Origin of the sequence: Parabacteroides caeci, from assembly GCF_023656795.1 — a bacterium.
Classification (GTDB): Bacteria; Bacteroidota; Bacteroidia; order Bacteroidales; family Tannerellaceae; genus Parabacteroides; species Parabacteroides segnis.
Genome location: NZ_JAMOKT010000030.1, coordinates 42369 through 68060, shown reverse-complemented (window position 1 = coordinate 68060; position 25692 = coordinate 42369). Strand labels below are relative to the sequence as shown.

Here is a 25692-nt window from a genome sequence, read left to right as displayed (position 1 = left end):
TGGTTAGAATACTGAATTGTAATTTCGGGCATAAAGGCTCTTTATCGCATCTTCGCACTGGTTGAAGTGGTGCGTCAGCACATGGTCGATGTAAGCGGACAGCGTAAGCCGGTCATGCCCGATTACACGGGTGATACGCATGATACGCTCGTGGTACTCCGGGCGCACATACGCCATCTTCCCCTCACGTGCCTTTACTTCCGGGTCGCGGATGAACAGGCGTTCATAGTCCTTCTCACTGCATTTGCCGCTTACCGGGACAGGCGACAGTATTTCCACACTCGCCTGCACTTGGGTAAACATACCTCCGCAGTCTTGCTGTGGTCTTTTTTCATTCGGTGTCATTTCTTTTTCCATTTTCAAATCAGATCTTCACGTTGTTTCTTGTACAGTTCGTTGATTCTCTCCTTGTGCTGTTCCAGATGCTGGCGCAGCACGGTATCCACATATCCGCCTACTGAGATTTCCCCTCCGGCGATGTCGTTCACGATTCTGAGGATCTTGCCGTGGACGTCACGGCTGATATAGACACATTGGCGGGTCTTTATCTCGTTGCGGCGCAGGAATAGCTCGTTGTAGTCCTCGTCCTGCCTTTTCCGGCGTCCACTTTCCCTCTGCGCTTTTTCCCGTGTTACGGGTTGCACAGGAGATGGTTCCGGTGCGGCGGTGTCCTCTTCGGTCGGTGCAGCTGCGGGTACTTCCTGTGCGGGGCGCAGTGTCCCGTCCTGTGTGCGCCGCCCGATGGAGGCTAACAGCAGTTCCTCGTCGATGCCTTCCGTGTTCACTTTCCTGCTGCCCATGCTCACTGCGGTCTGATGATGTCGCTTATCTCTTCGGAAAACTCCCGGATGCCACTCCCTTTCAGCAGTGCCGTGTCCATCGGGAAGATGGTGGAGCGGAAAACGCTCTTGCGCTCTTCCGAAAGGTCACGGCGGAACTTCTTGCTGTCGGGCAAGCGGGTGGAAAGTACCGGAAAGCCCATTTCGGCTATCACTTCCTCGTAGATGCCGTACAAGTCGTTCCTCTCCCTGCCGTCCACCATCGTCCAGAACAGATGCAGCCCCTTTGTTTTCGCCTGTCCGGTAGTCATCAGCCTGTCGCGGAACATCGTGACGAATTTCAGGGTACTCTCCACGACAAAGCGGTCGGCACTCAGCGGAGTGAAAATGTAGTCCATCTGCGAGAGCGTCTTTATCACGCCGTTGCTTCGGAGTGTGCCGGGCATGTCGAAGAACACCACGTCGGGTTTCACGTCCTCAGTGGCAATCATCCTCTCGGCATCGTCGAGGGCGTTCACCGCATTGCTTTTGACGATGGTGTAGGCGTTCTTTTTGATCCGGCGGAAATGGTCGCAAGCGAGAGCCTTGAAGTAGGTGCTGCTGTCGATAAGCCCCATTTCGTGTTCGCGCAGCCCGTGGATGCTGTGCTGCGGGTCGTCGCAGTCCACGACGGCGACATTGTAGCCTTTCACGTTGTGCAGGTAGCTGGCGGCAAGTGCCGTGACAGTGGATTTGCCGATGCCACCTTTCTGTGTTGCGAATGCAACGAAGATTTCCTTACTCATAGTTCCATTTATTTTAATTGTTGATGATTTGTTTTTCTGTTTCCATACGGATTTGGCTGTCGCACCATCCGCTTCCGTGACTACACACGCAGGCGGGTCGTCGCGTATCCGGTTCTGTGGTGAAGCGGTGCGTCGGACAAATGGTGATTGACGACATTGCGTCATGAAGTCATTGAATCCATACGTCACCGAATTGTCGGAGAACCGGGTTTCCGACGGTTCGGGTATCCGTTTCGGCAAGTATCCGAAGAAGCGGATTTCCGGGTATTTGAATGTTCCGTTTATCATATCTTCAAATCGTTCGTTTCTTGAATCATGCTGCAAATAAACAAGTATATTTTGGAACCTGTATCACTTCTCCGGCAAGTGGCGGCACGTTGCGCCGGTTGGCAGTCATTGACCGGGTCAAGCATCTGTCCGATACCGCTTTAAGGGCGTAACTTTGCACCCGGACAGCAGGGTTCGCCGATGACGCGCGGCCCGGAGTCCTGAAAGGTATTTTCCCAATCCGTCCCCTGACGGATTTTTATGTTCACCTGAACATAGCAAGATGTCTTTTCAGCCGCTCAAAATGATTTGAGCATCCCGGAAAAGCACTTGCCCTTGCAGGGGACGGGCTTTCCCTCCGAAGTCGGAAAGCCTTTCAGAACTGCGGTGCCGTGAACAGAAGCGGCGGCTTATGCCGTCAATCCGCTAAATCCAAAGTGATATGAAAGAGAAAAGGAAAAGCAAAGCAGGGAGAAATCCCAAACTTGATCCGGCGGTGTACCGGTACACCGTCCGTTTCAACGAGGAGGAACACAACCGTTTCCTCGCCATGTTCGGAAAATCGGGTGTCTATGCACGGTCGGTTTTCCTCAAAGCGCACTTCTTCGGGCAACCGTTCAAGGTGCTGAAGGTGGACAAGACGCTGGTGGACTACTACACCAAGCTGTCGGATTTTCACGCGCAGTTCCGCGCCGTGGGTACGAATTACAACCAAGTCGTGAAGGAATTGAGGCTGCATTTTTCCGAGAAAAAGGCGATGGCGTTGCTCTACAAGCTGGAGCAACACACCGTCGAACTCGTGAAACTGAGCCGTCAGATTGTGGAATTGTCGAGAGAAATGGAAGCAAAATGGTCGCAAAAATCAGTGTAGGAAACTCGTTGTACGGCGCGATTGCCTACAACGGGGAGAAGATTAACGAGGCGCAGGGGCGGCTTCTCACCACCAACCGCATCTACAATGACGGTTCGGGAACGGTGGACATAAGCAAGGCGATGGAGGGTTTCCACACCTTCCTGCCACCGCAGATGAAGGTCGAGAAGCCGGTGGTGCATATCTCACTCAACCCGCACCCGGAGGATGTGCTGACCGATATTGAGTTGCAGAATATCGCCCGCGAGTATCTGGAAAAACTCGGTTTCGGAAACCAGCCTTATCTTGTATTCAAGCACGAGGACATCGACCGCCACCACCTGCACATCGTGACGGTCAACGTGGACGAGAACGGTAAAAGGCTCAACCGGGATTTTCTCTACCGCCGCAGCGACCGTATTCGCAGGGAACTGGAACAGAAGTATGGATTGCATCCGGCAGAACGAAAAAATCAGGGATTGGATAACCCGTTGCGCAAGGTGGATGCATCGGCTGGCGATGTGAAAAAGCAGGTGGGCAACACCGTGAAGGCTCTGAACGGGCAGTACCGCTTCCAGACGATGGGCGAATACCGTGCGCTCCTTTCCTTATATAATATGACGGTGGAGGAAGCGAGGGGAAACGTGCGCGGACGGGAGTATCACGGGCTGGTCTATTCCGTCACGGACGACAGGGGTAACAAAGTTGGCAATCCGTTCAAGTCCTCGCTCTTCGGGAAGTCCGCAGGCTATGAAGCCGTGCAGAAGAAGTTTGTCCGTTCCAAATCGGAAATCAAGGACAGGAAACTGGCAGACATGACGAAACGCACCGTCCTTTCCGTGCTGCAAGGCACTTATGACAAGGACAGGTTTATTTCCCGGCTCAAAGAGAAGGGCATAGATACCGTGCTGCGCTACACAGAGGAAGGGCGCATCTATGGGGCTACCTTCATCGACCACCGCACGGGATGCGTGCTGAACGGTTCGCGCATGGGTAAGGAACTTTCGGCGAATGCCTTGCAGGAACACTTCACACTGCCATACGCCGGACAACCGCCTATACCGCTTTCCATCCCGGCGGATGTTGCGGACAAGGTATATGGGCAGACCGCATACGACCGTGAAGACATGTCGGGCGGTATGGGCTTGCTCACTCCCGAAGGTCCGGCGACCGATGCCGAGGAAGAGGCTTTCATCCGGGCAATGAAGCGCAAAAAGAAGAAAAAGCGCAAGGGCTTGGGTATGTAATCAGAGTATCAACAATTAAAAAATCAATGTATGTCACAAGAAGACGATTTGAGGGCATTGGCGAAAATCATGGATTTTCTGCGTGCCGTGAGTATCATTTTAGTGGTCATGAACGTGTACTGGTTCTGCTACGAAGCCATCAGGATGTGGGGCGTGAACATCGGCGTGGTGGACAAAATCCTTCTGAACTTCGACCGCACGGCGGGGTTGTTCCATTCCATACTGTACACGAAACTGTTTTCCGTCCTTTTGCTTGCCCTGTCCTGTCTGGGTACGAAAGGTGTCAAGGGTGAGAAAATCACTTGGGGGAGAATCTGGACAGCATTTGCCGTCGGGTTCGTGCTGTTTTTCCTGAACTGGTGGTTGCTGCCCCTGCCGCTGCCGCTTGAAGCGGTGACGGGACTATATGTCCTTACCATTGGAACGGGCTATGTCTGCCTGCTGATGGGAGGTCTGTGGATGAGCCGTCTGTTGAAACACAATTTGATGGAGGATGTTTTCAACAACGAGAACGAGAGTTTCATGCAGGAAACGAGGCTTATCGAAAGCGAGTATTCGGTCAATCTGCCGACACGTTTCTATTACAGGAAACGCTGGAACAACGGCTGGATCAATGTGGTTAATCCCTTCCGTGCGTCCATCGTGTTGGGTACGCCGGGCAGCGGCAAGTCATACGCCGTTGTAAACAATTTTATCAAGCAACAGATTGAAAAGGGATTTTCGATGTATGTATATGACTTCAAATTCAGCGACTTGTCCACTATTGCCTATAACCATTTGCTGAACCACCCGGAGGGCTACAAGGTGAAACCGAAATTCTATGTAATCAACTTCGACGACCCGCGCCGTTCACACCGTTGCAATCCCATTCACCCGGATTTCATGGAGGATATTACGGACGCTTACGAGAGTGCCTACACGATAATGCTCAACCTCAATAAAACGTGGGTGCAAAAGCAGGGCGACTTCTTCGTGGAGTCTCCTATCATTCTGTTTGCCAGCATTATCTGGTATCTCAAAATCTATCAGAACGGGAAGTATTGCACTTTTCCTCATGCCATCGAGTTTCTGAACCGCCGTTACGAGGATATATTTCCGATACTGACCTCTTACCCGGAGCTGGAGAACTACCTTTCACCATTCATGGACGCTTGGCTCGGAGGGGCTGCGGAGCAGCTCATGGGGCAGATAGCGTCGGCGAAAATTCCGCTTTCAAGGATGATTTCACCGCAGCTCTATTGGGTGATGTCGGACAGCGAGTTTACGCTGGACATCAACAATCCCGAAGAGCCGAAAATCCTATGCGTGGGCAACAATCCCGACCGCCAGAACATCTACGGGGCGGCACTCGGATTGTACAACTCCCGCATCGTGAAACTCATCAACAAGAAGGGGATGCTGAAGTCGTCGGTCATCATTGACGAGCTGCCCACGATATACTTCAAAGGGCTGGACAATCTTATAGCTACCGCCCGAAGCAACAAGGTTGCCGTGTGTCTGGGTTTTCAGGATTTCAGCCAGTTGGTGCGAGACTACGGGGACAAGGAGGCGAAGGTGGTGATGAACACTGTCGGCAATATCTTTTCCGGGCAGGTGGTAGGCGAAACGGCAAAGACACTATCGGAACGGTTCGGTAAGGTGTTGCAGAAACGGCAGTCCATCTCCATCAACCGGCAGGACGTGTCCACCTCCATCAACACGCAGATGGACGCGCTCATCCCGCCGAGCAAGATTTCCGGTCTTACGCAGGGTATGTTTGTCGGTTCTGTGTCCGACAACTTCAACGAGCGCATCGAGCAGAAGATTTTCCACTGCGAGATTGTGGTGGATGCCGAAAAGGTCAAACGGGAGGAAAGTGCCTACAAGAAAATTCCTGTCATTACCGATTTCACGGACGAGGACGGCAACGACCACATGAAGGAAACGGTGCAGGCGAACTACCGGCGCATCAAGGAAGAGGTGAAGCAGATTGTGCAGGATGAACTGGAGCGCATCGCAGGCGATGACAACCTGAAGCATTTGTTGCAGCAGAAGTAAATAAAAAAATGAAGAAAGGCTTACCATAAACCTTTCTTCATTTTTTTAGAACTTAAGCATTATCCATACTTACTAAGATTCCGTTTTCCAAAATTTTTTGCAATGGAATTTTCTTTAAGATTTCTTGATAAGTGCTATAGAAGTCATTATCAAGTCCTATATAAACAATATTGTCATGTAATTCTTCTATAACACTAATATGTGAATGCAATTTGCACTTTTTATCAGAACAATCTGATACGATACTTTTAATTCGTTCCAACTTATTTAATAAATCATCATATTGAGATAACCCTTTTGTAGTTGGTTGTATTTGATAATTAGTTTTCTTTGCCGGTTGTATATTATGTTCAGGATCTAATAATACTATGTGAAATATAGAAGAATCCCGATCAAAATAACCTACAATACGCCCCGTACTTTTTGTTATCGAAAATTGCATTATTGGAAAATCTGTCTCATTGTCCAATATTTCTTTTGGTAGCCAATCTAAATCTTTTCGTTGAATAGGAATGTTTTTAGCACTCCAATCTATTGGATGACATCTTAATGCAATACTACCTCTATTTTCTTCTAATACTTCTTGCGGTGTCATAGTACCCAAAGCACCTAATCGTTCAAGAAGCCCAATATGCCATCCCTTAGAACACTCTCCAATCTGAAAATTAGGTATCTGCTTAAAGTAAGAGAAGGAAAAAGTTATCTTCCTTCTCTTTAACTCATTTTCTTGTTCTTTGGTAACTAATGATTTGTTTCCGTATTTAGGAGAATCTGAATTAAGATTTAATAGTTTCCCATTTTTTCCCATAATACTCAATCATTAGTTCTGGAGTAATAACCTTGTCACAACGCTCATTTACATTTAAATCTCCACGTGTTTCAATCCAAGGCATCTCATTGTGGGACAATCGTTCTAATTCAGCACCGCTATATTTAAGATAATTCTCCAATATAAAGTCAATAAATTCAGCGTCTTCTGATGATAAACTCACATTGTGATTCATGCAATCATCAATATTGATTTCTGAATAGAGATATTTTGTAGAATTAAATCGATTGTAGATTTCTCGATTTACCGGACCATGAATCCATGCTTCAAACTCGCCGTCAAACATAGGTTTTTTATTGATACCATAAGACCATGCTTGAACATAATACAATAACTTCTGCAACTTTAAATTTATTAAAGACGCAAATCTATCTTCCGATTTTACTCGTAAGATAATGTAGTCTGTTATATCGTGTATTGAGTTCATCTGAATTATGACTATATCAATTTCAATGCAAAGTTAATATCTTTTTCTAATATAACAAAATAATGAATTGAATTGATGTGATTTATTCTAATGAATTTGTTTTTTATCTCCTCATACGATCCAACTCATCATCGCGCAGCATCCTCTCGTTCAATTTCTCCTGCATTCTGTCAAGGAAGTAGGTGCGGCTTTCGTTCTTCCGGCGTTTGATGTCGGTGTAGAAACGGTAGCAGTCCTTCGACTCAACCCCGAATATCTTGTAAAGGAGCGGGGCAAGCTGTTTGAGCGGCATGTTGCCGTTGTTGATGCAGCCCATCTCGTCGATGCCGTAGATAAGTTCCACGAGGTCGATGGCATTGCCCGTCCATTGCAGGAGGCTGGCGGTGGTTTCTGTTGCGTTATTGGCGGATATTAGTGGTGGCACTTGGGGCGTGGCAAGGAATTTCTGCATCTTTCTTACGAAAGACAGAGCCTTGCTGACGTAGGCGGCAATCTCTCTTTTTTCTTCTGACAGATTACGCACGGGATGGTGCTGCAACTCGATTTCGATGTAGGCAAGCGCGATGACGGTAAGGTTCATGTCCATGCCGCCGTTGCACAGTTCGATCACTTGGGTGGCGAAAGCCGTGTATGCCGTTTCCATATTGCAGTCGCCGGCTTCGTTTATCAGGCGGAAAAAGTCGGTTTCCGCCAACAAGAAATAATTCATGGTTCTGTCAATTTTGAAAATTACACTTTGTTTTCTGCGTGCGCACATAAATATAATTGGCAAAAAGCGCGGCAGAAAATATTAAATCCAACACTCAATTTTACAAGGTGCTGGATTTCAAAGGCATAAAATTCAATATTTTTTCACAAGGACAAATTATCTCCGACTTAAATTGTTTGTAATCAGAACATTTATTCTATTCCTGAAAATAGAAATGTATGCTTGCCGCACATTTTGGCTATCTTGCTTTTTTATCAAGGATATAGATAATGCGACATACACCGTTGGAATAGCTTTTCAAGGAGGAAAGCGTCCAGTGTTGCTCCGGCAGAGCCGATTTGAAAAAATGCCGTCCTGTTCCCGCGATGAAAGGAACGGTGTATAGTATGATTTCGTCCACAGCGTGCATACGCAGCAGTCCGTTGATATAGTCCGACGTGTCTGGTGTGGCTTCCGCGAGGTAACGAATGTTTGTACCGTCTTTCCGCCATTCGTGCAGCATTGAAATGGAATAGTCCGGTGTGACATGGTAAAGGGCTTTCTCCCTGATTTCATCAAGACCGCAACGGTCAAGGCACAAATCCTGATGTGCTTTATCATATAACTCTGAAGAAAGACATCCGTCCATCGTCAGTACGGCGAGAATCTGAACTTTACCCATAATCGTTTCCTTTCGTTAGGCAAGGGTAAAAAAAGTAGCGTGCAATTCACACTACCTTCAAGCGATGGCTCTGGTAAAGCCTTTACGGAGAGTACGTGAATGCACGCTATGCATAAGCATAGCATAAGCATCACGCAATCGTCTCCGTAGTTCCAATTTACCAGATTTTCGCTTGAAACGCCTTGCGGTCTTATCCTATATGTTGGCGGCAAAAAGCTCCTGCCAATCGCCGTTTTTCTCAAATGTTATGCAAAGATAGCCAAATTCAGTGAATTACGGGCTATGATTGCTTGAATTTATATTTAAGTCCATACTCTTCAAGTTTGCTGTATAGTGTTGTTCTGCCTATTCCGAGCAGTTCTGCGGCGACACTCCGGTTGCCGTTTGCCTGTTTCAACGCCCGTAATATCCGTTCCTTATCCTCCACGTCATTGCGCAGGGCGAAACTGACGTGTGAGGTAGGTTTGATTACGGCAAGCTCCAGATGTTCTTTCGTCGCCACACCTTCCTGCGCTTGCAATACAGCTCCCATTATCTTTTGCCGAAGTTCCCGCACGTTGCCCGGCCATGCGTGTGTCAGCAACGCTTTACGTGCTTCGGAACTGAAACCGCTCACATTGCATTCCAATTCCTTGTTGGCTATCTCGCGGAAGAACTCCGCCAACGGCAAGATGTCCTCCTGACAGTCACGCAAGGGCGGAACGGTTATCCCGAAGTCATGCAGACGGTAAAACAGATCCTGCCGGAAACGCTTTTCACTCACTGCCGCCTCCAGATCCTCATTGGTGGCGGCGATGATGCGAACATTGAAACTTCTGTCCGATTTGTCACCGATCGGGCGATACCGCCTCTCTTGTATGGCACGGAGTAACATCTGTTGGGTTTCTAACGCAAGGTTGCCCACCTCGTCCAGAAACAGCGTGCCGCCTTCCGCTTCATAGAAATACCCTTTCTTGGTACTATCCGCACCCGTGAACGCGCCCTTGACGTGTCCGAAGAAAGCTGATGGTGCAAGCTCTTTAGTGAGTGAACCGCAGTCCACCGCCACGAATGGCTTGCCTGCCCGTTTACTTTTGTCGTGCAGGTGGTGGGCAATATGTTCTTTACCTGTTCCGTTCTCTCCGAATATCATCACGCTCATATCGGTAGCGGCTACCAGCCTTATACGGTGCATGATTTTCTGAAAGGCGGAACCTTCACGGGCAAACACGGGCATACGGCGTTGTCCCGCCTGTCGTTCTTTCTGTATGGAACGGAGAAGAGGGACCAGTTTATCCTCCACAAGCTGTTTGGGGATATAGTCTATCGAACCGAGCTTCATGCTTTCCACTGCGGTATGCACTTCGGCATAGTCGGTCATGATAATGAAGGGTTGCATCTTTCCCTCCTTTCGCATCCAGCGCAAAAGGTCTATACCGTTACCGTCAGGCAGACGCAGGTCGGCAACCACGATGTCATTATCCGTTGCCTGTTGCAGATGTTTCTTCGCGGTTGAGAGATGGTAAGCCTTCATAGTGTGGTAGCCCTCCCGTGACAGCATATTGCAGACATATTCGCAATACACAATGTTGTCTTCCACCACAATTATTTTTGTCTTATCCATCTTCGTATTTTCTCCTTTCCTTTTCTGCCAACCGGATTATTTCCGCTCCTTTTTCCAACACGGCAGTCACAGCACGGCTTAACGCTTCACCATCCGGGAGTGTATCGCCATGAAGCAATCCGTAAAGTTCCCTTAGCGGTTGGTCGGCACGTAGTACTTCCCACGAGCTGCGCAGGTGGTGTGTAAGAGAATCCAGCTTTTGCAGGTCTTTCTCTATTGCCGCATCCTGTACCGCCTGCATCTCTTTTTCAGTTTCCGTCATCAACTTATCCAGCATGACGGCTTCATTGCCGTAAGACAGCAAGGCTGAAAAATCAGGTTCTCCGTCCGGTGTCGCTTTTATGGCACATTTGTCGGAAACTTCCATCAGTTCCGATATGGAGAACGGCTTGAACAGGCATCCGGCAAAGCCTTTTGCCAATAGTTCCCCTTTGTTACAACTGCCCGAAGCGGTTGCCACAACCACCGGGATTGTTGGTGAATTGCCCACGTTGGACGAACGCAACAGTTCCAGCAATTCGAAACCGTTTATACCGGGCATATTCAAGTCTGTCAGCAACAGGCTGTATTCTTTCTGGCGTATCATTTCCATCAGTGCCGCAGCATCGGTGCAAGTGTCGCAGTGTATTCCTTCTTGGGAATACATCTCTTTCAGCATCAGAAGTAATACCTCATCATTGTCAATAGCGACAACATCATGGAATTTATTGTTATGATAAACAGGTGTATCGCTTGTATATCCAAGCTGTTCTTCAGCTTCCTGCATAGAAATTTCAACTGTGAAACGACTGCCTTTCCCTTTCTTGCTGTCCAAACGGATTGTTCCGCCAAGCATCGACACAATATTACGCATTATGGCAAGCCCAAGCCCGAAACCCTCCTTTGCGGCGGCATTTGATAGACGTTCAAACGCACCGAACGCTTGTTTCTGTTCCTCTTCTGTCATGCCTGTACCTGTATCTTCAACGACCAGTGTCAGAACTCCATTATCATATTCAGTAATCAAAGAAACACCGCCTTCTTCTGTGAACTTGACAGCGTTTGACAGCAGGTTATTCCCGATTTGTATTATTCGCTCTTTGTCGGTCAATACAATGGCATCGTGTCCAGTCTTCACGGACAAGGACAGCCCTTTGTTCACGGCAACAGGCATGAACTCCGTTTCAAGTGTGTGCGTGATTGCAGAAATCCGGCAGGGTGACAGACGGGGCTGTTCCTTGCCGTTGTCCAGGCGGAAGAAGTCAAGCAAAGTGTTGAGCATATCCCGCATACGGTCGGAGGATTGCAGTATATTTTGGATATATTGCCCATTATTACCGCTATTGCATTCTTTCCGCAAAAGTTCGGTATAGCCGGTTATTGCCGTCAGTGGTGTACGCAACTCATGGGTAATAGTATGTACCGCTTTCTTTCGGGAGGTTATGAGTACCTCATTTTGTTGCATGGACTGTTCCAATTGCTCGATCAAATCCGTTGTCTTGCGTTTGTATCGTTTAATGTTCTTTGCATCACGGTGTATGATGATATAGGAAATGACCAACAGCAAAAGAACAAATCCCATCAAGCCGCCTATCTGCATAAATGATTTTTTACGCATGGCTGTTATCTCGCTTTCTCTATTTTGTAAATCAGATTGTACCTTCTTTTCGATTTGGCAAATCAATCCTTGCAGTTGTCTGTTAAGTTCTGCATTACGGGCAGCAAGACTATCGGCTTGTTCTGACAATCGACGGCTCTGCGCTTTCTGTTCGTTGACCATGTTTCTATTGGATGAACGGAGCGTAGTTGTTGTTGTCGTTGGCTTCGTTCCCTCTTTTTTGCCGAAGATGCTCAAGAAACCTTTTCGTTTTGGCTTTTTGGACTGTTCCTGCACACTTTTCTGCACAATAACCGGAATTTGATTGGCTATCTTCTTGTTAATAGATTGTTGTTCATCCATTAACCGGACTATCTGGAACATCTGTCGTTCCTTATCCTCTAAAAGACTGCGCACACTATCGATGCGCTCTGCTGGATAGGTGACCTTGAAACGGCAGAGCATACTGTCCATTGCCATACGCCGTGCATGGTAATGCTCGATATCTTTATCGTTCCATTCCAGTATCGTTTCACCCAATAGAGAAAATTTTATCATTTGAATATTGATATTGTTTATTTCTTTTCGGAGCTCGTCTATTTTTTTATTGCCAAGTTCTAATGCTTCTATCTCCTGCCATTCATAGAGGCTATTATATGCCATACATCCGATAAGAATGGAGATAAGTATATATCCCAACCGTATTGCCTTATAGAAATTTCCTGACCGCTCCATTATTTTGATGACATTGTTTTTTGAAACATGAATAAAAGTTTATCGTTTTCGTTCATGCGGATATTATCAGAATAACCGCCTTTTGTTATTTGATACCCGCATGGCTTAACCATAAAAATGCCTAAGCCCTTAGTGTATGAACTTATTTCTGAGGCATAGTCTTTACTTGTATTTAATGGAACTTTCCCTTTAATATGACACCACTCATTATTGCAACTGATGTCTTCAATCTCAGACATCATTTTTTGCAAATCTGTAATAGCTTTGGAACTTGCCTCCTGGGGTATCTGCAACTCAAAATATAGCATCGGTTCGAGAATGTCCACACCTGACTGTTGCAAAGCCAGCCTGAAGACATAAGGGGTCAGCTGCCTGAAATCAGCAGGTGTACTTACCGGGCTATAATATTCGGCTTGAGTAAAAGTCACTTTCAGATCTGTCACTTCCCATCCATGTAATCCTGATTGGCAAGACATACGGATTCCTTCAAAAACGGCATTTTGAAAAGAATGGTTCAGATAACCATAGGAGATGTCACTTTCGATCTGCAACCCTGTCCCTAACGGCAAGGGTTCAAGAGTCAGCCCTATTGTGGCCCAATAAGGGTTGGGTGGCACTTCGATCTGAATAATCTTATTGACCTTTTTTACAGGTCGTTCTTTGTAGATAGTCTTGATCTCATCAAAATGGATCTTGACGGAAAACCGTTCTTCCAGCAATGTCTGTATGATTTCCTTTTGGGTCAAACCATATAACGAGATTTCCAATTCATCGCTATATGAGTTTATGGAAAAGGACAAAGACGGGTCTTCAATCCACAATGTATTCAGAGCGGATATAACCTTGCTCCTCTCTTCGGGCTTGTCTGGCCGGACGGAGGATTTGAGAGCGGGATGCTGATGAGATAATCCTTGAATCAAACAAGGCTCAGCACCTAAATAATCTCCGATTCGAAAATCTTCCATATCCTCTACAATCGCGATATCATTGGCACCCACTTCATCAACATTTATCTCTCTGCCCTGATAAATAGTTTTCAGATTTTTAATCTTGATGGATTTTTCCGAATCGTTGATTCTTACAACGTCTCTAAGTCTCAGACTTCCGTCAATTATTTTTAGAAAACTTCTTTTATGTCCTTTGGGGTCATGCTCTATCTTATAGAGATAAGCTGAAAGTCTGTCTGAGACTGATGCCGGAGGAAGTATAAAAGAAGTGATGGCGTCCATCAACTCATTGATGCCGATATTGAACATTGCTGATCCATGTAGCACCGGATAGACTTTGGCTTTTGCCACAAGAGCGATTATCGTATTCCAATAATCAGTCGGTGGAATTTCGCTATCCGCCAAATATCGTTCCAATATGTTGTCGTCATGGTCGCATACAAATTCTTTGTATTCTTCCTTTATATATGTTTGGGAGCAAACTGGATAAACCGATCCATCGACAACAGTTTGCATACACAGGACATCTTGCGACAGATTTGTTTTTATATCCAGATACAAACGCTCCAAATTCACACCGGCACGGTCAATCTTATTGATAAATATAATTGTCGGGATTTGCAGCTTCTGTAAAGTATTGAACAGCAACTTTGTCTGCGCTTGTATGCCTTCCTTTGCGGATAAGATGAGGACTGCTCCATCAAGCATTTTGAATGTCCGCTCCACTTCCGCAATAAAATCCATGTGTCCCGGAGTGTCAATGATATTGCATTTCACCCCGTTCCAGATAATAGATGTCGTAGAAGCCCGGACAGTAATTCCTCTACGTTTCTCTATATCCATAGAGTCTGTTATGGTGTCACCATTATCCACACGGCCGCACTTTTCCGTTGCTCCACTGGCAAACAGCAGATTCTCGGTTACGGAAGTTTTTCCTGCATCAATGTGAGCAAGAATTCCTAAATTTATAATATTCATTTGGATTAAGCAATAATATACTACATTAGATGCGTTGTCGAAACGCACCTTTTAATACCTCCTCGTAGCATGTGAGAACTACAGGATTACTAACTCGTATTAATATGTATATTATTACTGCCGCATAACGATTACAAAATTACACAAAAAAATATATCTAACAAAAGTGGGAGGATTTTTTAACTTTTTACCATAGACATTTTATTAGGGAAGCGTAGGTTCAACTGGTAAGTACAAATAAGTAGAAATGTTTGAACAACACCGTTTTAGGAAGTTGAAAAATCAAGTTTCTCTCTCGGTATAGCGTTTATTTTGGCCAATATCTTCTTTAGTTTGGCATTTGAGTATTTCCCATTCGTGTTCTATTTAGCTCCTTTTATGAGTATGTAGCAAGTTGCTTATCAAATTCAGCCTCTTTGAGGGTCAAATATGGTTTTGCAAATGGTGACTGACAAGACATAAACAAGGTCAGCAGGAATTTTTTACATAAATGGACATGAATGTATATAACCTAAAATAAGAATAAATTTTAATAAGGGCTGCCCAAAAAGAAAAAATGCAGTTACCATCCTACAGATACTTGCAGAGAGGATAAAATTTACTTTTAGACCTTTTGGGATAGCCCCTATTAATACTTCAGATAAAATTCCTAAGGTTATATTTTCAATCCTTTGAACCGGGTTTCCTCCTTGGCATACAGCCCCGGATGCCCAGTTATGGTGTGATTGGGGATAATACTTTCCGATGGATTGCGTATCTGCGGCGGTGCATTTTCGGAATATTGCGCCTGCCTGTTCCGCACATCTTCCGCTTCCGGCTTGACCTGTTGCCCTTCGTTCTCCTTTTCGGCGACTTCGGGCGTGGGCGGCGCAAGTTCCAGTTGTATTTTTCGGTCAAGTGCGGCAAGTTCAGACTTCAATTGTTTCAGTTCTTCCTCCTTCTTCCACACCTTGCCCGCTATCTCCTGCAACTGCGGTATCTCACGTTCCAGCACTTCATTCTTAGTCTTGTACTGGTCGATGATGGAGGGGATGCGCTCCAAAGCGTTGAGGAAATTGCGGGCGGCGGCCAACGGGTCAGCCATTGCCAGATGTCCGTTGTTATAGGTGTACTTGTAGTTCCCCTCTACCACGAAGCGGTTGTCGGTAAACTCCAATCCCTCTTTGAGTATCCTCTCGCTCACCACCTTTATCGGAAAACCGTAAAGTTCTCCGACCTGTGTGTAAAGCCCGCCCGTAGTGGCGTTTTTCGCTATCTCCTGCAAACGCTTTCCGATAACCTTCTCATCGGTGGAATCCACACCGTCCACCTTTATTATATTAAGGCGGTTGCCCTCCCTGTCGGTCTGCGCCACCGAAAGGAAGCGGTTCCAGTCCTCCGTCATGGCATCTATGACAGCCGTGTTGTTACGCAACTCGGCTGTCTTTGACTCCAGCTTGAACTCCGAATCACGCCTGCCCTTGTTGAAAGACTTGCGTTCCCCTTCGAGCGAGGCGATACGTTTTTCCAGTTTCGCCTTGTCCAGCAGGTCGGTGTTGCCGGATAGCAACGCCATGTACTCCGAGAAGTTCATGCCCGATTTTTCGTCCATAGCCCCCTCGTCGATGGTACGTGCACCCATCGCACCGCTTTTAAGCTGGCTGATGAAAGTCTGCTTGCAATGCAGGAGGTTGAACTTGTAGCTGTCCAGTGACTTCTCCACCGCGTAGATTATTACGTCCACGTTGTTCCCGGCGAAATGCTTGGCAATTTCGTTTCCGGCTCTAACTCCGCGTCCGTCACGCTGTTGCAGGTCGGACGGTCGCCACGGTGTATCAAGGTGATGGATAGCCACACACCGTTTCTGTGCGTTCACACCCGTTCCGAGCATGGAGGTGGAGCCGAACAGCACACGCACCGTTCCGGCATTCATGGCGTCTATCACCGCCTTCCGAGCCTTGTCGGTCTTGCACTCCTGAATGAAGCGCACCTCGCTTGGCGGTATGCCGTAGTCCTCCGTCAACTTGCGCTTGATTTCCGAATAGACGTTCCACCCGTCTCCCGGCTGGTATGTCCCCAAATCAGAGAATACGAACTGCGTTCCCTTCTGCGCGTCGTATTTTTGGTAATACTCCGCAATCATCTTGGCACAGTGACTCGCCTTGTTGTCGGGGTGGTCTTCATAATTCGGGTCTATCATACGCATGTCGAGTGCCATCTTGCGGGCATAGTCCGTGGCGATAAGCATCTTCGCCTTTTCCTCCGTTTCCGAAAGCGGCAGTCTGCCCAACAGGGTGGCATCGCCAGTCTTTGCGAACTGCATCAGTTTCTGTATGAAGTCCTCCTGTTCCGGCGTTGGCGGTATGTGGTGCAGTATCTCGTTCTTGGCAGGGCGGTCAACGCCCACATCCTCCGCCGTGCGGTAGTCCGTGATTTCATTATAGAAGGCGGCAAGCTCCGGCACTTTGATGAAGTAGCGGAAACGCTCCTTCTGGACCACATTGTTCGTCACGTTAAATTCAAAATCCGTCGTCTTCTTGGCAAATATCGCCGCCCAAGCGTCAAAACACCTTATGTCCTGCCGTTCCAGCTCCTTCGGGCGCAGGTACTTGAACAGCAGGTACAATTCAGTCAGTGAGTTGCTGATAGTCGTGCCGGAGAGGAAGGTCGCACCCAAGTCTTTTCCTGTGCGCTCCTGTATGGTGCGTATGGCAAAGAGCATGTTAAGTGCCTTCTGGCTTCCCTCGCTGTTTCCCAGCCCCGCCACACGGTCATGGCGCGTGTTGAACGTCAAGTTTTTGAACTGGTGCGATTCATCAATGAAGATGTGGTCGATGCCCATCTGTTTGAAATCCACCACGTCGTCCGTGCGTGACTTTATGGCGTGTTCCACCTTCTCCAGCTTCGCTTCAAGGTTGTGCTTGCGCTTCTCCAGACCTTTCAGCATCGCCCGCGACACGTTCTTTCCCTGCTGGCGCAGCACTTCGAGGTTTTCCTCCACCGTGTCAAGTTCCGCTTGCAGGATGCGTTGCTGCAACTCCGGCGACTGCGGTATTTTGCCGAACTGGTCGTGCGACATGATGACACAATCGTAGTCGTTGTTCTTGATGTTGTTGAAGAAACGCACGCGGTTGGCGGTCGAAAAGTCCTTTTCCGAAGCGTACAGAATACGCGCATTGGGATATGCCGCCTGATAGGTGGCAGCAATCTCCGCGACATTGGCTTTCAACCCGATAATCATCGGCTTGTGCGCCAGGTTCAGACGTTTCATTTCATGCGCTGCAATACACATTATCAGCGTCTTGCCGGTTCCAACCTCGTGGTCGCAAATTCCGCCGCCGTTCTGCTTGAGCATCCAGACGCAATCCATCTGCGAGGGATAGACGCTCCTGATGCCCCGGCTTGCCAGCCCTTTCAGATTGAGGTCGGGGAAAGTCTGGTGCGAGCCGTCATACTTCGGGCGTACGAAACAGTTGAACTTGCGGTTATACATCGTCGTCAGCCGTTCCTTGAACTGCGGCGACTGCTCTTCGAGCCATTCGGAGAAACCGTTTCGTATCTCGTCAATCTTGGCGTTGGCGAGTTGTATTCCCTCGCTGTCGCGCACCTTGATGTCGTTGCCATGCTCGTCCTTGCCGATGGACTTCATCATGTCGGGGCAGGTGTTGTGCAGGGCATGTTTCAGGAGGTGCATACCGTCATAACTGCGGTAATAGCCCTTCACGCAGAACTCGTCCCATATCTTGAAGTTCTTGTGGCTGCACGCCACCGAAAACTCGTCCATGCTTGCGGAGTAGGCGATTTTCACCTCCGTGTCGAACAGACGGCTCATGTAGGCGGCATAGACACCCGTCGGAATCCATCGTTCCCCGAAGTTGAAATCAAGGTCTTCGAAGGCGATGCGCGGCGGTTCGGCGTCTTTCAAGGCTTCCAACGCCTGTTTCACTTCAGGCATACGCTCATTTTCGGGATTGTCACCAATCCAAGCCTCTATGCGTTCCGCCTTCTCTATCACGTTTCCGGCTATGAAACGGTCTTTGATCTCGTAACCGGTCACGAGCGGATTGTAATAGATACGTCCTTGCAGGGCTGTGAGCAACTCCTCCGCCGTGCTGTCGGTTATCTCCCGCATATAGTCGAGATCGACCGTGCCGAACTTGTTGAGCGACGCGGACAGTGCTTCTTCAGGAGAGCCTACGTTGGCATGGCTCTCCACCGCGAAGGAAACGGGACGCTCGAAGATGTCCGCCTTGACAAACTTTCCGTTCTTCACCCGTTCCAGCGAAAGGATGTCACGCCCGCCCGCGTCCATCATCACCAGCTTCACGTTCTGCTTGGCGTTGAGGTTGCCGTAACGCATGACGAACTCATCGTAACAGGTGTTCAGATGCTCACGCCACTGGACATTTGCTTCGTGCAGGTTCGATTCATAGCGGTACAGCCGCTCGTAGGCGTCACGGAGTAAAACATACTGTAACGCCTTCTCCTTCTGGTAGCCTTTCAGGTCGAGCGGCTGGAATGTAGCCCCGTATGGTGTGATGTCCTTCAGATAGCCGATGTTATGACGTCCCCAATCTGTCACTAACGACCCTTCGCGCAGGTGCATCTCCGGCGTGCGGTGGTAGGCACGCGGCGTAAGGTCCACGACTTCCTCCTTCGGCTTTTCCGGTTCGATGTCGGGAAAAAGGGAAGTCGCCACCGCTTCCGGTGGAGCAGCGGTAGCGGCAGGTGTGGCGGCAACCTCCGGCTGTGTTTTCTCCTGCCGGGGGTGTTCACGTGGTACTTCCGGCGTGACCGTCGCAACCGTTCTGTTTTCCTGTTTCTCATTATGCTGCCTTGCCAGCTCCCGAAGTTCCTTCCTGCGCTCCGGCGTGAGTCCCATCATCATCTCGTAGAAGCCGTTGATGGGAGGATTGGTTTCCCAGTCCAGCTTTGCATAGATGTCGTCCGGGTCGGCAGGCTTGGCGGCACTGTCCGCTTTCGCCTCTTTGTTTTCCGTAACATTCTTAGGGGTGGAAGCCGTCGGCACAGCCGTAACATTCTGTGTGGTCTGCACCTGCGACTTGGGCGTAACGCGCCTTGCCGGGCTTTCCTTTTTCGCCGTTTTTTTCTTTTTGGCGGTTTTAGGCTGGCTGACCTCTTCCGTCATGCCCCAGAGGTCGAGCAACGTGAGCTGCACTCCGGCGGAATATTTCGGACGAGGTTCTATCTCCGGCTTTTCCTCTGCGGATTGCGGTTTCTCCGTCGGAGTTTCCACCGCTTGTGCCGGAGGTACCGTTTCCAATTTTATGGCAGGACGCTCCATTTCCTTTTGTACGGCAACCCTCTCTTCCGTTCCCGCCTGCCGGATTGTTCCCGAATACAGGCGCATGGCGAGCCTGTAATGGAAATCCTCGTCAAGCATACGGCGCAAGTCCCCGGCTATGCCTGCGGTCTTGCCCTCGTGCAGATAGACCATAGCGGGTTTCCCGTAGGGGTCTGTGTCAAGTTTCGCCGTCGTATGCACGATGCGTTCCGGGTGGTGGATGAAATAGGCGTTGTCGGTCAGGTCGGTTTTCGTGTCCGTCTGTATCACGGTCATCAGCCGCTCGTCCTGCGACATTTCCTTCTTGCTGAGGTTCTTTTGCAGGACAATCAGGTCACTGCCCACTTCTGTCCCCGCGTTGTCCGTGAACAGGTTGTTGGGCAGGCGTATCGCAGATACCAGATTAGCCTGACTGAACAGCTCGTTACGCACGGAGGTCTTGCTGCTGTTCAATACCCCTTGCGAGGTGATGAACGCCACGATACCGCCGTTACGCACGGCATCCAGTCCTTTGAGAAAGAAATAGTTGTGGATGGCTTTCTGTGCCGATCGTCTGCCGAAGGACCCACTCTTTTCAAATTCCGCGTCGAACACGGCAATGTCACCGAACGGAATGTTGGACATCGCCAAGTCGAAATAATTGTTGAACGGTCTTTCGATTTTCTCAAAACCGCAGGTGCGCGTTTTCTTGTCGGGATAGAGATGCCGCAGGATTGTACCCGTGAGCAGATCCTTCTCGAAAGCCATCACGTCCGCACCGGGGCTGTGCCGTAGCACGGAATCCACGAACACGCCGACACCTGCCGACGGTTCGAGCATACGGGTGGGACGGACGCTGTAATCCGCCAGCACGTCCGCAAGGGTGTCGGTTATCTCTTTGGGGGTGTAGAAAGCGGTCAGCACGGACGCTTTCAGCGAATCCACAAACCGCTTGTACTCCGTTTCGTCATTGCTGTTCTCACGGATAAGCCTGTGCAGCTCCACCGTCGGGGCGAACAGTTCGAGGTCGGATTTCGCCCACCGGACGGCATCCGTCAGTTCCTTCGCAGGGTTGAGGATACATTTCAGACCGCCGAAACCGCAGTACCTTTGGAGTATGGCACGCTCTTCGGTTGTCGCCGTTCTCTGTTCCCTGTCAAGGATGAATGCCGTCCGTATCGCCTCGATGTTGTCCCGCAGTTTCTGTTTGCGGTTAAACGCCATATTCGTCTAAGTAAAGGACGGTTGCCCCCGTCAGCTCCGTGTAGAGCAGGTCGTAATCGGAAGACAGGGCGAAGTTGTCGTCCGAGAGGTCATAGACGGAGAACACGTTGCCGACAAGCGGCAGGAGTTTATGGATAAAGGCTTCACGCTTCTCTTCCGGCACTTCATCGGAAAACTCGTTCTCCACGACTTCGCGGAGGATGTCGTAACGGGAATAACGCAGCCCGCGCAGCAGCGTGTCCATAGCCAGTTCCTGCGCACCGTCGGCGGGATAGCCTTCGAGCCGAGCCTTTTCATACGTTTCGGCGGCACGGTCGGCGCGTTCCCGTATGAAAGCAGTGTCATCAGCCTGTTCAAACTTGTTCGTGCGGAGATAGTCCAGCAGGTACAGACCGTAATAGGAAAAGTCGGCCTGACCCTCGTTTTTCTTCTTGTTGTTCATTACTTTGGAGTTTAGTGGATTGATATTTAACGGGATAATCGGTTGAAAAAAGGAAGAAAAAGGCACTCGGTATCCCTCCGAGTGCCACCACTAAATCCAAAGTATGAGTGTAATCCGGTATTGAAGAACAATTCATTACTCTGAACAAGTGGCAAAGTTAGTGCAAATCGAAGACAATACGAAAAAAACTTGTTTGTTTCTATTGTTGAGATGCAGCCTAACTTATCAAAAGTTAGTGATTATTTCCTTTTTTTCGGATAGGAAGACTTGCATTTCTTTTCCGGGAACACGAACGTCGTGTTATAATCCCCGTCAAAGGCGACTATGGCATCGAAGTTCTTGCCCTGCTTGCTCTTGAAGCCTTTGAGCAGCTTGGTGTGCCCGTCAGTGAGCAGGTCTTTTATTTCATCGTCGGACAGGGTGCGTCCCGCTTTCAGCCGGAACACGAGAAGCCCGCACTCCGTGTTGTCGCAGCGTACCACCTTGCCGTAGAACCGCATCCTGCCCGTGCCGCACTTGGGACACGCGCAACCGGAATCGCGGCTGCCGAAGAGTTTGTCGCATGAGAGCAGTTCGGAGGTAATCTCCCGCGTGTACGCCTCTATCTTTTTGCGGAAGGTATCGGCGGACAGCTCCCCACGCTCGATGCGTGCAAGTTCCTTCTCCCATTCGCCTGTCATGGCGACATCGGCGATGCGCATCGTCTTCACCACGGAATTGAGTGCAAGCCCCTTTTCAGTGGGGACAAGCGATTTCTTGCAGCGTTCCATGTAACCGCGCTTGAAGAGCGTTTCGATGATGGAGGCGCGTGTGGCGGGAGTACCGATGCCGCAGTCCTTCATCGCCTGCCGCAGTGCGTCATCCTCGATTTCCTTGCCCGCCGTTTCCATTGCGGACAGCAGGGTGGCTTCGGTATGTAGCGGCTTGGGCTTGGTCTTCCCTTCTGTGATGGAAGAGGCTTTCAGTGTCAGCGTGTCGCCTTCCTGCCAGCCGGGGATAGTGGTTTCATCCTTGTTTTCCTCGCCATAGACGGCACGCCATCCGGCTTGCCTGATGACGCTGCCTTTCACGGTAAACTCCACTCCGGCACATTCCGCCATGACAGCAGTCACGTCCTTGACGCATTTTTCGGAGAATGCCTCTATCATGCGTCCGGCAATCATCTGATAAATGGTGCTGTCCTCTTTGGAGAGGAAGAGCGGTTTCTCTCCCGTGACGAGCAGGGCATGGTGGTCTGTTACCTTGCCGTCATCCACGCTGCGGCGTGTCGGGATGGCTTTTGCCCGCACCTTGTCTTTCCATTCGGGCTGCGTGCCGATAAAGGCGAGCAGCTTGGGGATTTCAGCGAACACGTCTTCGGGGATGTAGCGGCTTCCCGTTCTCGGATAGGTTATCAACTTCTTCTCGTAGAGCTTCTGCGCGATTTCAAGCGTCTGTTCCGCCGTGAAGCCGTGCTTGGCGTTGGCTTCTTTCTGGAGCGTGGTCAGGTCGTACAGCAACGGGGTATCCTCCGTTTTCTCCTTGCGCTCGGCTTTCGTTACCGTTGCGAAGCCTGTCGCCTTTACCTTATTATATAGCTCCGTTGCCGGTTCTTTCGACTTCCATTTTTCAGAGGATGAGAATTTCACGACCTTGCCGTCGCAACCGTCCGTTGCGATATGGAGCTGCCAGAAGGCTTCGGGCGTGAAACGGCGGTTCTCCCAGTAGCGTTCACACACCATCGCCAGCGTGGGTGTCTGCACCCGTCCGACGGAATACGTGCCGTGTCCGGCGGCGATGGAGAGTGCCTGCGTGCCGTTGATGCCCACGAGCCAGTCGGATTCGCTTCGCGCTTTGGCGGCGAGGTATAGGTTGTCATACTTGCCGCCGTCTTCGAGGTTGCGCAATCCCTCGCGGATAGCCTTGTCGGTGAGCGAGCTTATCCACAGGCGCACGAAAGGAGTGGTACTGCCCGTGTAGTGGTAGAGGTAGCGGAAGATAAGTTCACCCTCGCGTCCGGCATCGGTCGCCACGATGATTTGTTCGCTTGCATCGAACAGTCTTTTGATGACTTTTATCTGCGACACCACGCCGCTGTCGGGCTTGTAGCCCTTCTCTGTCCTGACCTGACGGGGGACGAGCGTGAAGGTGTCGGGGATAATCGGGAGGTTGTCACGGACGAATCCGCGCACGCCGTAGCCGTCAGGCATGGCAAGCTGGACGAGGTGTCCGAATGCCCATGTCACGGCATAGCCGCCTCCTTCGAAATATCCTTCCTCTCTTTTTGTCGCGCCCACGATGCGGGCGATTTCACGTGCCACGGAGGGCTTTTCTGCAATGATTGTCTTCATGTTTTCTTGCTTTTGTTGTTGATACTTTGGATTTTATTTTGGATTCAGTGGCGGACACGGGATTACATTTTCATGCCCTTGCCCGTTTTCTTCGGTTTGTCCTGCTGCTGTTGCTGGCGGGCGGTCTTCGGGGCTGTCTGACCTTTCTGCAAAGGCTCTTTCAGGTTCTTTGTCGCCTCGTTGGTCTTGCCCTCGTTGTTCACCGCCACCTGCGTGCGGCTCTCGTTGGACGGGGCGACCTGCTGCCCGACATCGGGGTTCGTGTCGTAGCGGTATGGGCGTCCCTTCTCCGGGTTGAACTTGATATACATCGTGGCATGGAAGCCCTGCTTGTCGGTCACGTTCTCCAGCTTCACGGCCTTGCCCGCCACATAGTCGGCTTTCTGCTGTTCGGTGAAGTTCACGCCGCTCCATTTGCTGATGGGGCGGATGCTGCCGTCCTCGTTCGTCCACGTGTTGCGGCGTTGCTCCTTCTTGGTCTGGTCGGCATTTTCCCCGCCTTGCGCCTGATTTTTCGAGGTGTCGCCTTTGGTTTCCTGCGTCTGTGCGGTACGGGGTGACTTGCCGGTTCCCGGCACGAACTCCACGCCGCGCTGCTCCACGTTCACTTGCAGGGTGGTGACGAACTTCCTGCCATCGTTGCGCTCGATGAGCTTGTCGCGCACGGGCAGTCCGGCGCGGAGCATGTCCCGTTCCTGCGCGGTGATTTCCGTCTTGCCGATGCGCTCCGGGATGCGCACCTTGCTCGCCGGAATGTCCGTGATTTCATTCGTCTTGCGGTCGATGCTGATGTAGGAGGGGATGATTTCGCCCGTTTCCCTGTCCACAATGTCCACGACCCTGCCGAGGTTGCCCGTTTCGCGGAGGTTCTTCCGGTCATTGTCGGAGAATTTGTGTTCCTTGTACTCATCTAACTTCTGCTCCTTGCGGATGAAGTGCGGCACGAGGCTGACATTCCCCTCGCCGTCCTTCTTGAAGGAGAGGCGGGCGTCCAGCTCGAACGATTCGCCGCCGAAGGTCGGTTTGACCTTCACCAAGTCGGACTTGCCGTAGTGGAGCATCTTCGTAAGGTCACCGGACTTTTCAAGGTCGTCACGCTTCACGCCCCATCTGTCCTCCAGTTCCTGCCAGTTGATTTTACTCTCGTCGATGGGCCGGTAGCCCCGTTTGCCCTGCGTCTGTTCGGAATTGTCCTGTTGCTGTTCTTTCTGTTGTTCCATGTTCTCCTGTTTTTGAGGTTCTTGTTTCTCTGTCTGTTGCGCAGCTTGCTCTTCCATCACCTGCTGTTGATAGGGGAAGGTGTCGATTTTGTGCGGTGCGAGGATTTGTTTGTTCTGGTACGGATGCTGGAGCAGGTCTTTCATCACGCCCAGCATGGAATCCACTTGGTCCGCCGCGATGCGGTAGAAACCGAAGCGGCTGGGTTCCTTGCACTGCCGGAAGAAGTTCTTGAAGAAGTTGTCCAGCACGTCGCCATGTCGGTCGAATTGCAGGAAACTCTGCGCGTTCTCCGCTTTCGCGGGGGTGCGTTTAGGTGTACCGTCTGCGTTCAGCCCGGCTACCACGCTAATCTCGCCCGTCTTCTCGTCACGGACTACCAGCACGTCCTTTTCGTCTTTTTTCTTTGCCATCTAAAAATGTTTTAATGGGTTATTTATGAAAGAAATTATGGATACGAGCCTTGTAGAAGGCTATATCTTCTTTTTTGAAGTCCTTGATATGGTTGGAAAGGAATGTCAGCACATCCTCCTCGCTGTAATAGGTTTTCTTGCCCAGTGTCTTGTAGGGCAATGCACCGACGCTGCGGTAGCGTTGCAGTGTGCGCTTGCTTATCTGGAGCAGCATGCACAGGTCCTGATTGTCGAAAAGGTGGATGCTTTCCGTGAGGGCGGGCTGTCGTTCCTCCGTCTTTATTGCCAGCAGCAGTTCGTCCTGACGGTCGAGCCGTTCCATCAGCTTCTGCATCCAGCCCTCGAAGATGTTTCGTGTGAGCAGTTCCATAG

General features: G+C 49.8%; 19 protein-coding genes. 4 read left to right on the top strand and 15 right to left on the bottom strand.

The genetic code is table 11. The features are described from left to right. Positions 1 to 3 precede the first annotated feature (3 nt). The 3 genes from NBH15_RS15675 to NBH15_RS15665 are packed head-to-tail and all read right to left on the bottom strand — an operon-like array spanning position 4 to position 1729. On the bottom strand, positions 4 to 357 hold the full coding sequence (locus NBH15_RS15675; RefSeq protein WP_004291505.1) for a DUF3408 domain-containing protein: 354 nt from the start codon (positions 355 to 357) through the stop codon (positions 4 to 6). A 2-nt stretch (positions 358 to 359) separates the two neighbouring features. Continuing rightward, on the bottom strand, positions 360 to 800 hold the full coding sequence (locus NBH15_RS15670; RefSeq protein WP_004291503.1) for a DUF3408 domain-containing protein: 441 nt from the start codon (positions 798 to 800) through the stop codon (positions 360 to 362). 2 nt (positions 801 to 802) lie between these two features. Then, a complete protein-coding gene (locus NBH15_RS15665; RefSeq protein ID WP_005783105.1) occupies positions 803 to 1729 on the bottom strand; it encodes a ParA family protein in 927 nt (308 codons plus the stop codon). On the opposite strand from NBH15_RS15665, the gene NBH15_RS15660 reads away from it, so the two are divergent. From NBH15_RS15660 to mobC, 4 genes are all read left to right on the top strand, one after another. Beyond that, positions 1728 to 1892, top strand: coding sequence for a hypothetical protein (locus tag NBH15_RS15660; RefSeq protein WP_196029218.1), 165 nt, complete (start codon positions 1728 to 1730; stop codon positions 1890 to 1892). The genes NBH15_RS15665 and NBH15_RS15660 overlap by 2 nt on opposite strands. Before the next feature lie 381 nt (positions 1893 to 2273). Then, positions 2274 to 2702: a conjugal transfer protein MobA gene (gene mobA / locus NBH15_RS15655; RefSeq protein ID WP_004312006.1), complete on the top strand. Its 429-nt coding sequence runs from the start codon at positions 2274 to 2276 to the stop codon at positions 2700 to 2702. Then, entirely contained in the window at positions 2681 to 3928 is a 1248-nt protein-coding gene (gene mobB / locus NBH15_RS15650) for a conjugal transfer protein MobB (protein ID WP_005861681.1), read from the top strand. The genes mobA and mobB overlap by 22 nt, the downstream gene beginning before the upstream one ends. Positions 3929 to 3958: 30 nt before the next feature. Beyond that, positions 3959 to 5965, top strand: coding sequence for a conjugal transfer protein MobC (gene mobC / locus NBH15_RS15645; RefSeq protein ID WP_005861683.1), 2007 nt, complete (start codon positions 3959 to 3961; stop codon positions 5963 to 5965). Between the two features lie 52 nt (positions 5966 to 6017). Here the strand turns inward: mobC and NBH15_RS15640 are convergent, their stop codons facing one another. From NBH15_RS15640 to NBH15_RS15585, 12 genes are all read right to left on the bottom strand, one after another. Then, entirely contained in the window at positions 6018 to 6773 is a 756-nt protein-coding gene (locus tag NBH15_RS15640) for a UU032 domain-containing protein (protein ID WP_004293874.1), read from the bottom strand. Next, a complete protein-coding gene (locus NBH15_RS15635; RefSeq protein ID WP_004293873.1) occupies positions 6742 to 7221 on the bottom strand; it encodes a Panacea domain-containing protein in 480 nt (159 codons plus the stop codon). Before NBH15_RS15635 ends, NBH15_RS15640 begins: the two co-directional genes overlap by 32 nt. A gap of 103 nt (positions 7222 to 7324) precedes the next feature. Further along, complete coding sequence (locus tag NBH15_RS15630) at positions 7325 to 7930, bottom strand: RteC domain-containing protein (RefSeq protein WP_005861685.1); 606 nt, start codon at positions 7928 to 7930, stop codon at positions 7325 to 7327. Positions 7931 to 8168: 238 nt separating this feature from the next. Continuing rightward, the gene (locus tag NBH15_RS15625) at positions 8169 to 8591 is read right to left on the bottom strand and encodes a dihydrofolate reductase family protein (RefSeq protein WP_005861687.1); all 423 of its coding nucleotides are present in this window, start codon (positions 8589 to 8591) and stop codon (positions 8169 to 8171) included. Positions 8592 to 8871: 280 nt separating this feature from the next. Continuing rightward, positions 8872 to 10194, bottom strand: coding sequence for a sigma-54-dependent transcriptional regulator (locus NBH15_RS15620; RefSeq protein WP_005861689.1), 1323 nt, complete (start codon positions 10192 to 10194; stop codon positions 8872 to 8874). Next, positions 10187 to 12505 (bottom strand): hybrid sensor histidine kinase/response regulator, encoded by a 2319-nt coding sequence (locus NBH15_RS15615; RefSeq protein ID WP_005861691.1) that lies wholly within the window; start codon positions 12503 to 12505, stop codon positions 10187 to 10189. The genes NBH15_RS15620 and NBH15_RS15615 overlap by 8 nt, the downstream gene beginning before the upstream one ends. Further along, on the bottom strand, positions 12505 to 14430 hold the full coding sequence (tet(Q), locus tag NBH15_RS15610) for a tetracycline resistance ribosomal protection protein Tet(Q) (protein WP_005861693.1): 1926 nt from the start codon (positions 14428 to 14430) through the stop codon (positions 12505 to 12507). The genes NBH15_RS15615 and tet(Q) overlap by 1 nt, the downstream gene beginning before the upstream one ends. Positions 14431 to 15085: 655 nt before the next feature. After that, entirely contained in the window at positions 15086 to 20917 is a 5832-nt protein-coding gene (locus NBH15_RS15605; protein ID WP_009017938.1) for a helicase-like domain-containing protein, read from the bottom strand. Beyond that, on the bottom strand, positions 20907 to 21359 hold the full coding sequence (locus tag NBH15_RS15600; protein ID WP_009292480.1) for a DUF1896 domain-containing protein: 453 nt from the start codon (positions 21357 to 21359) through the stop codon (positions 20907 to 20909). Before NBH15_RS15600 ends, NBH15_RS15605 begins: the two co-directional genes overlap by 11 nt. 239 nt (positions 21360 to 21598) lie before the next feature. After that, positions 21599 to 23689 (bottom strand): type IA DNA topoisomerase, encoded by a 2091-nt coding sequence (locus tag NBH15_RS15595; protein ID WP_008672316.1) that lies wholly within the window; start codon positions 23687 to 23689, stop codon positions 21599 to 21601. A gap of 62 nt (positions 23690 to 23751) precedes the next feature. Beyond that, positions 23752 to 25320 (bottom strand): DUF3945 domain-containing protein, encoded by a 1569-nt coding sequence (locus NBH15_RS15590; RefSeq protein WP_005861701.1) that lies wholly within the window; start codon positions 25318 to 25320, stop codon positions 23752 to 23754. Between the two features lie 19 nt (positions 25321 to 25339). Continuing rightward, positions 25340 to 25690, bottom strand: coding sequence for a helix-turn-helix domain-containing protein (locus tag NBH15_RS15585; RefSeq protein ID WP_005861703.1), 351 nt, complete (start codon positions 25688 to 25690; stop codon positions 25340 to 25342). Between the last annotated feature and the right edge of the window lie 2 nt (positions 25691 to 25692).

Coding starts and splice junctions, on each gene's coding strand:
- NBH15_RS15675 (WP_004291505.1), bottom strand. CDS start 357: ATGGAAAAAGAAATGACACCGAATGAAAAAAGACCACAGCAAGACTGC.
- NBH15_RS15670 (WP_004291503.1), bottom strand. CDS start 800: ATGGGCAGCAGGAAAGTGAACACGGAAGGCATCGACGAGGAACTGCTG.
- NBH15_RS15660 (WP_196029218.1), top strand. CDS start 1,728: ATGAAGTCATTGAATCCATACGTCACCGAATTGTCGGAGAACCGGGTT.
- NBH15_RS15665 (WP_005783105.1), bottom strand. CDS start 1,729: ATGACGCAATGTCGTCAATCACCATTTGTCCGACGCACCGCTTCACCA.
- mobA (WP_004312006.1), top strand. CDS start 2,274: ATGAAAGAGAAAAGGAAAAGCAAAGCAGGGAGAAATCCCAAACTTGAT.
- mobB (WP_005861681.1), top strand. CDS start 2,681: ATGGTCGCAAAAATCAGTGTAGGAAACTCGTTGTACGGCGCGATTGCC.
- mobC (WP_005861683.1), top strand. CDS start 3,959: ATGTCACAAGAAGACGATTTGAGGGCATTGGCGAAAATCATGGATTTT.
- NBH15_RS15640 (WP_004293874.1), bottom strand. CDS start 6,773: ATGGGAAAAAATGGGAAACTATTAAATCTTAATTCAGATTCTCCTAAA.
- NBH15_RS15635 (WP_004293873.1), bottom strand. CDS start 7,221: ATGAACTCAATACACGATATAACAGACTACATTATCTTACGAGTAAAA.
- NBH15_RS15630 (WP_005861685.1), bottom strand. CDS start 7,930: ATGAATTATTTCTTGTTGGCGGAAACCGACTTTTTCCGCCTGATAAAC.
- NBH15_RS15625 (WP_005861687.1), bottom strand. CDS start 8,591: ATGGGTAAAGTTCAGATTCTCGCCGTACTGACGATGGACGGATGTCTT.
- NBH15_RS15620 (WP_005861689.1), bottom strand. CDS start 10,194: ATGGATAAGACAAAAATAATTGTGGTGGAAGACAACATTGTGTATTGC.
- NBH15_RS15615 (WP_005861691.1), bottom strand. CDS start 12,505: ATGGAGCGGTCAGGAAATTTCTATAAGGCAATACGGTTGGGATATATA.
- NBH15_RS15605 (WP_009017938.1), bottom strand. CDS start 20,917: ATGGCGTTTAACCGCAAACAGAAACTGCGGGACAACATCGAGGCGATA.
- NBH15_RS15600 (WP_009292480.1), bottom strand. CDS start 21,359: ATGAACAACAAGAAGAAAAACGAGGGTCAGGCCGACTTTTCCTATTAC.
- NBH15_RS15595 (WP_008672316.1), bottom strand. CDS start 23,689: ATGAAGACAATCATTGCAGAAAAGCCCTCCGTGGCACGTGAAATCGCC.
- NBH15_RS15590 (WP_005861701.1), bottom strand. CDS start 25,320: ATGGCAAAGAAAAAAGACGAAAAGGACGTGCTGGTAGTCCGTGACGAG.
- NBH15_RS15585 (WP_005861703.1), bottom strand. CDS start 25,690: ATGGAACTGCTCACACGAAACATCTTCGAGGGCTGGATGCAGAAGCTG.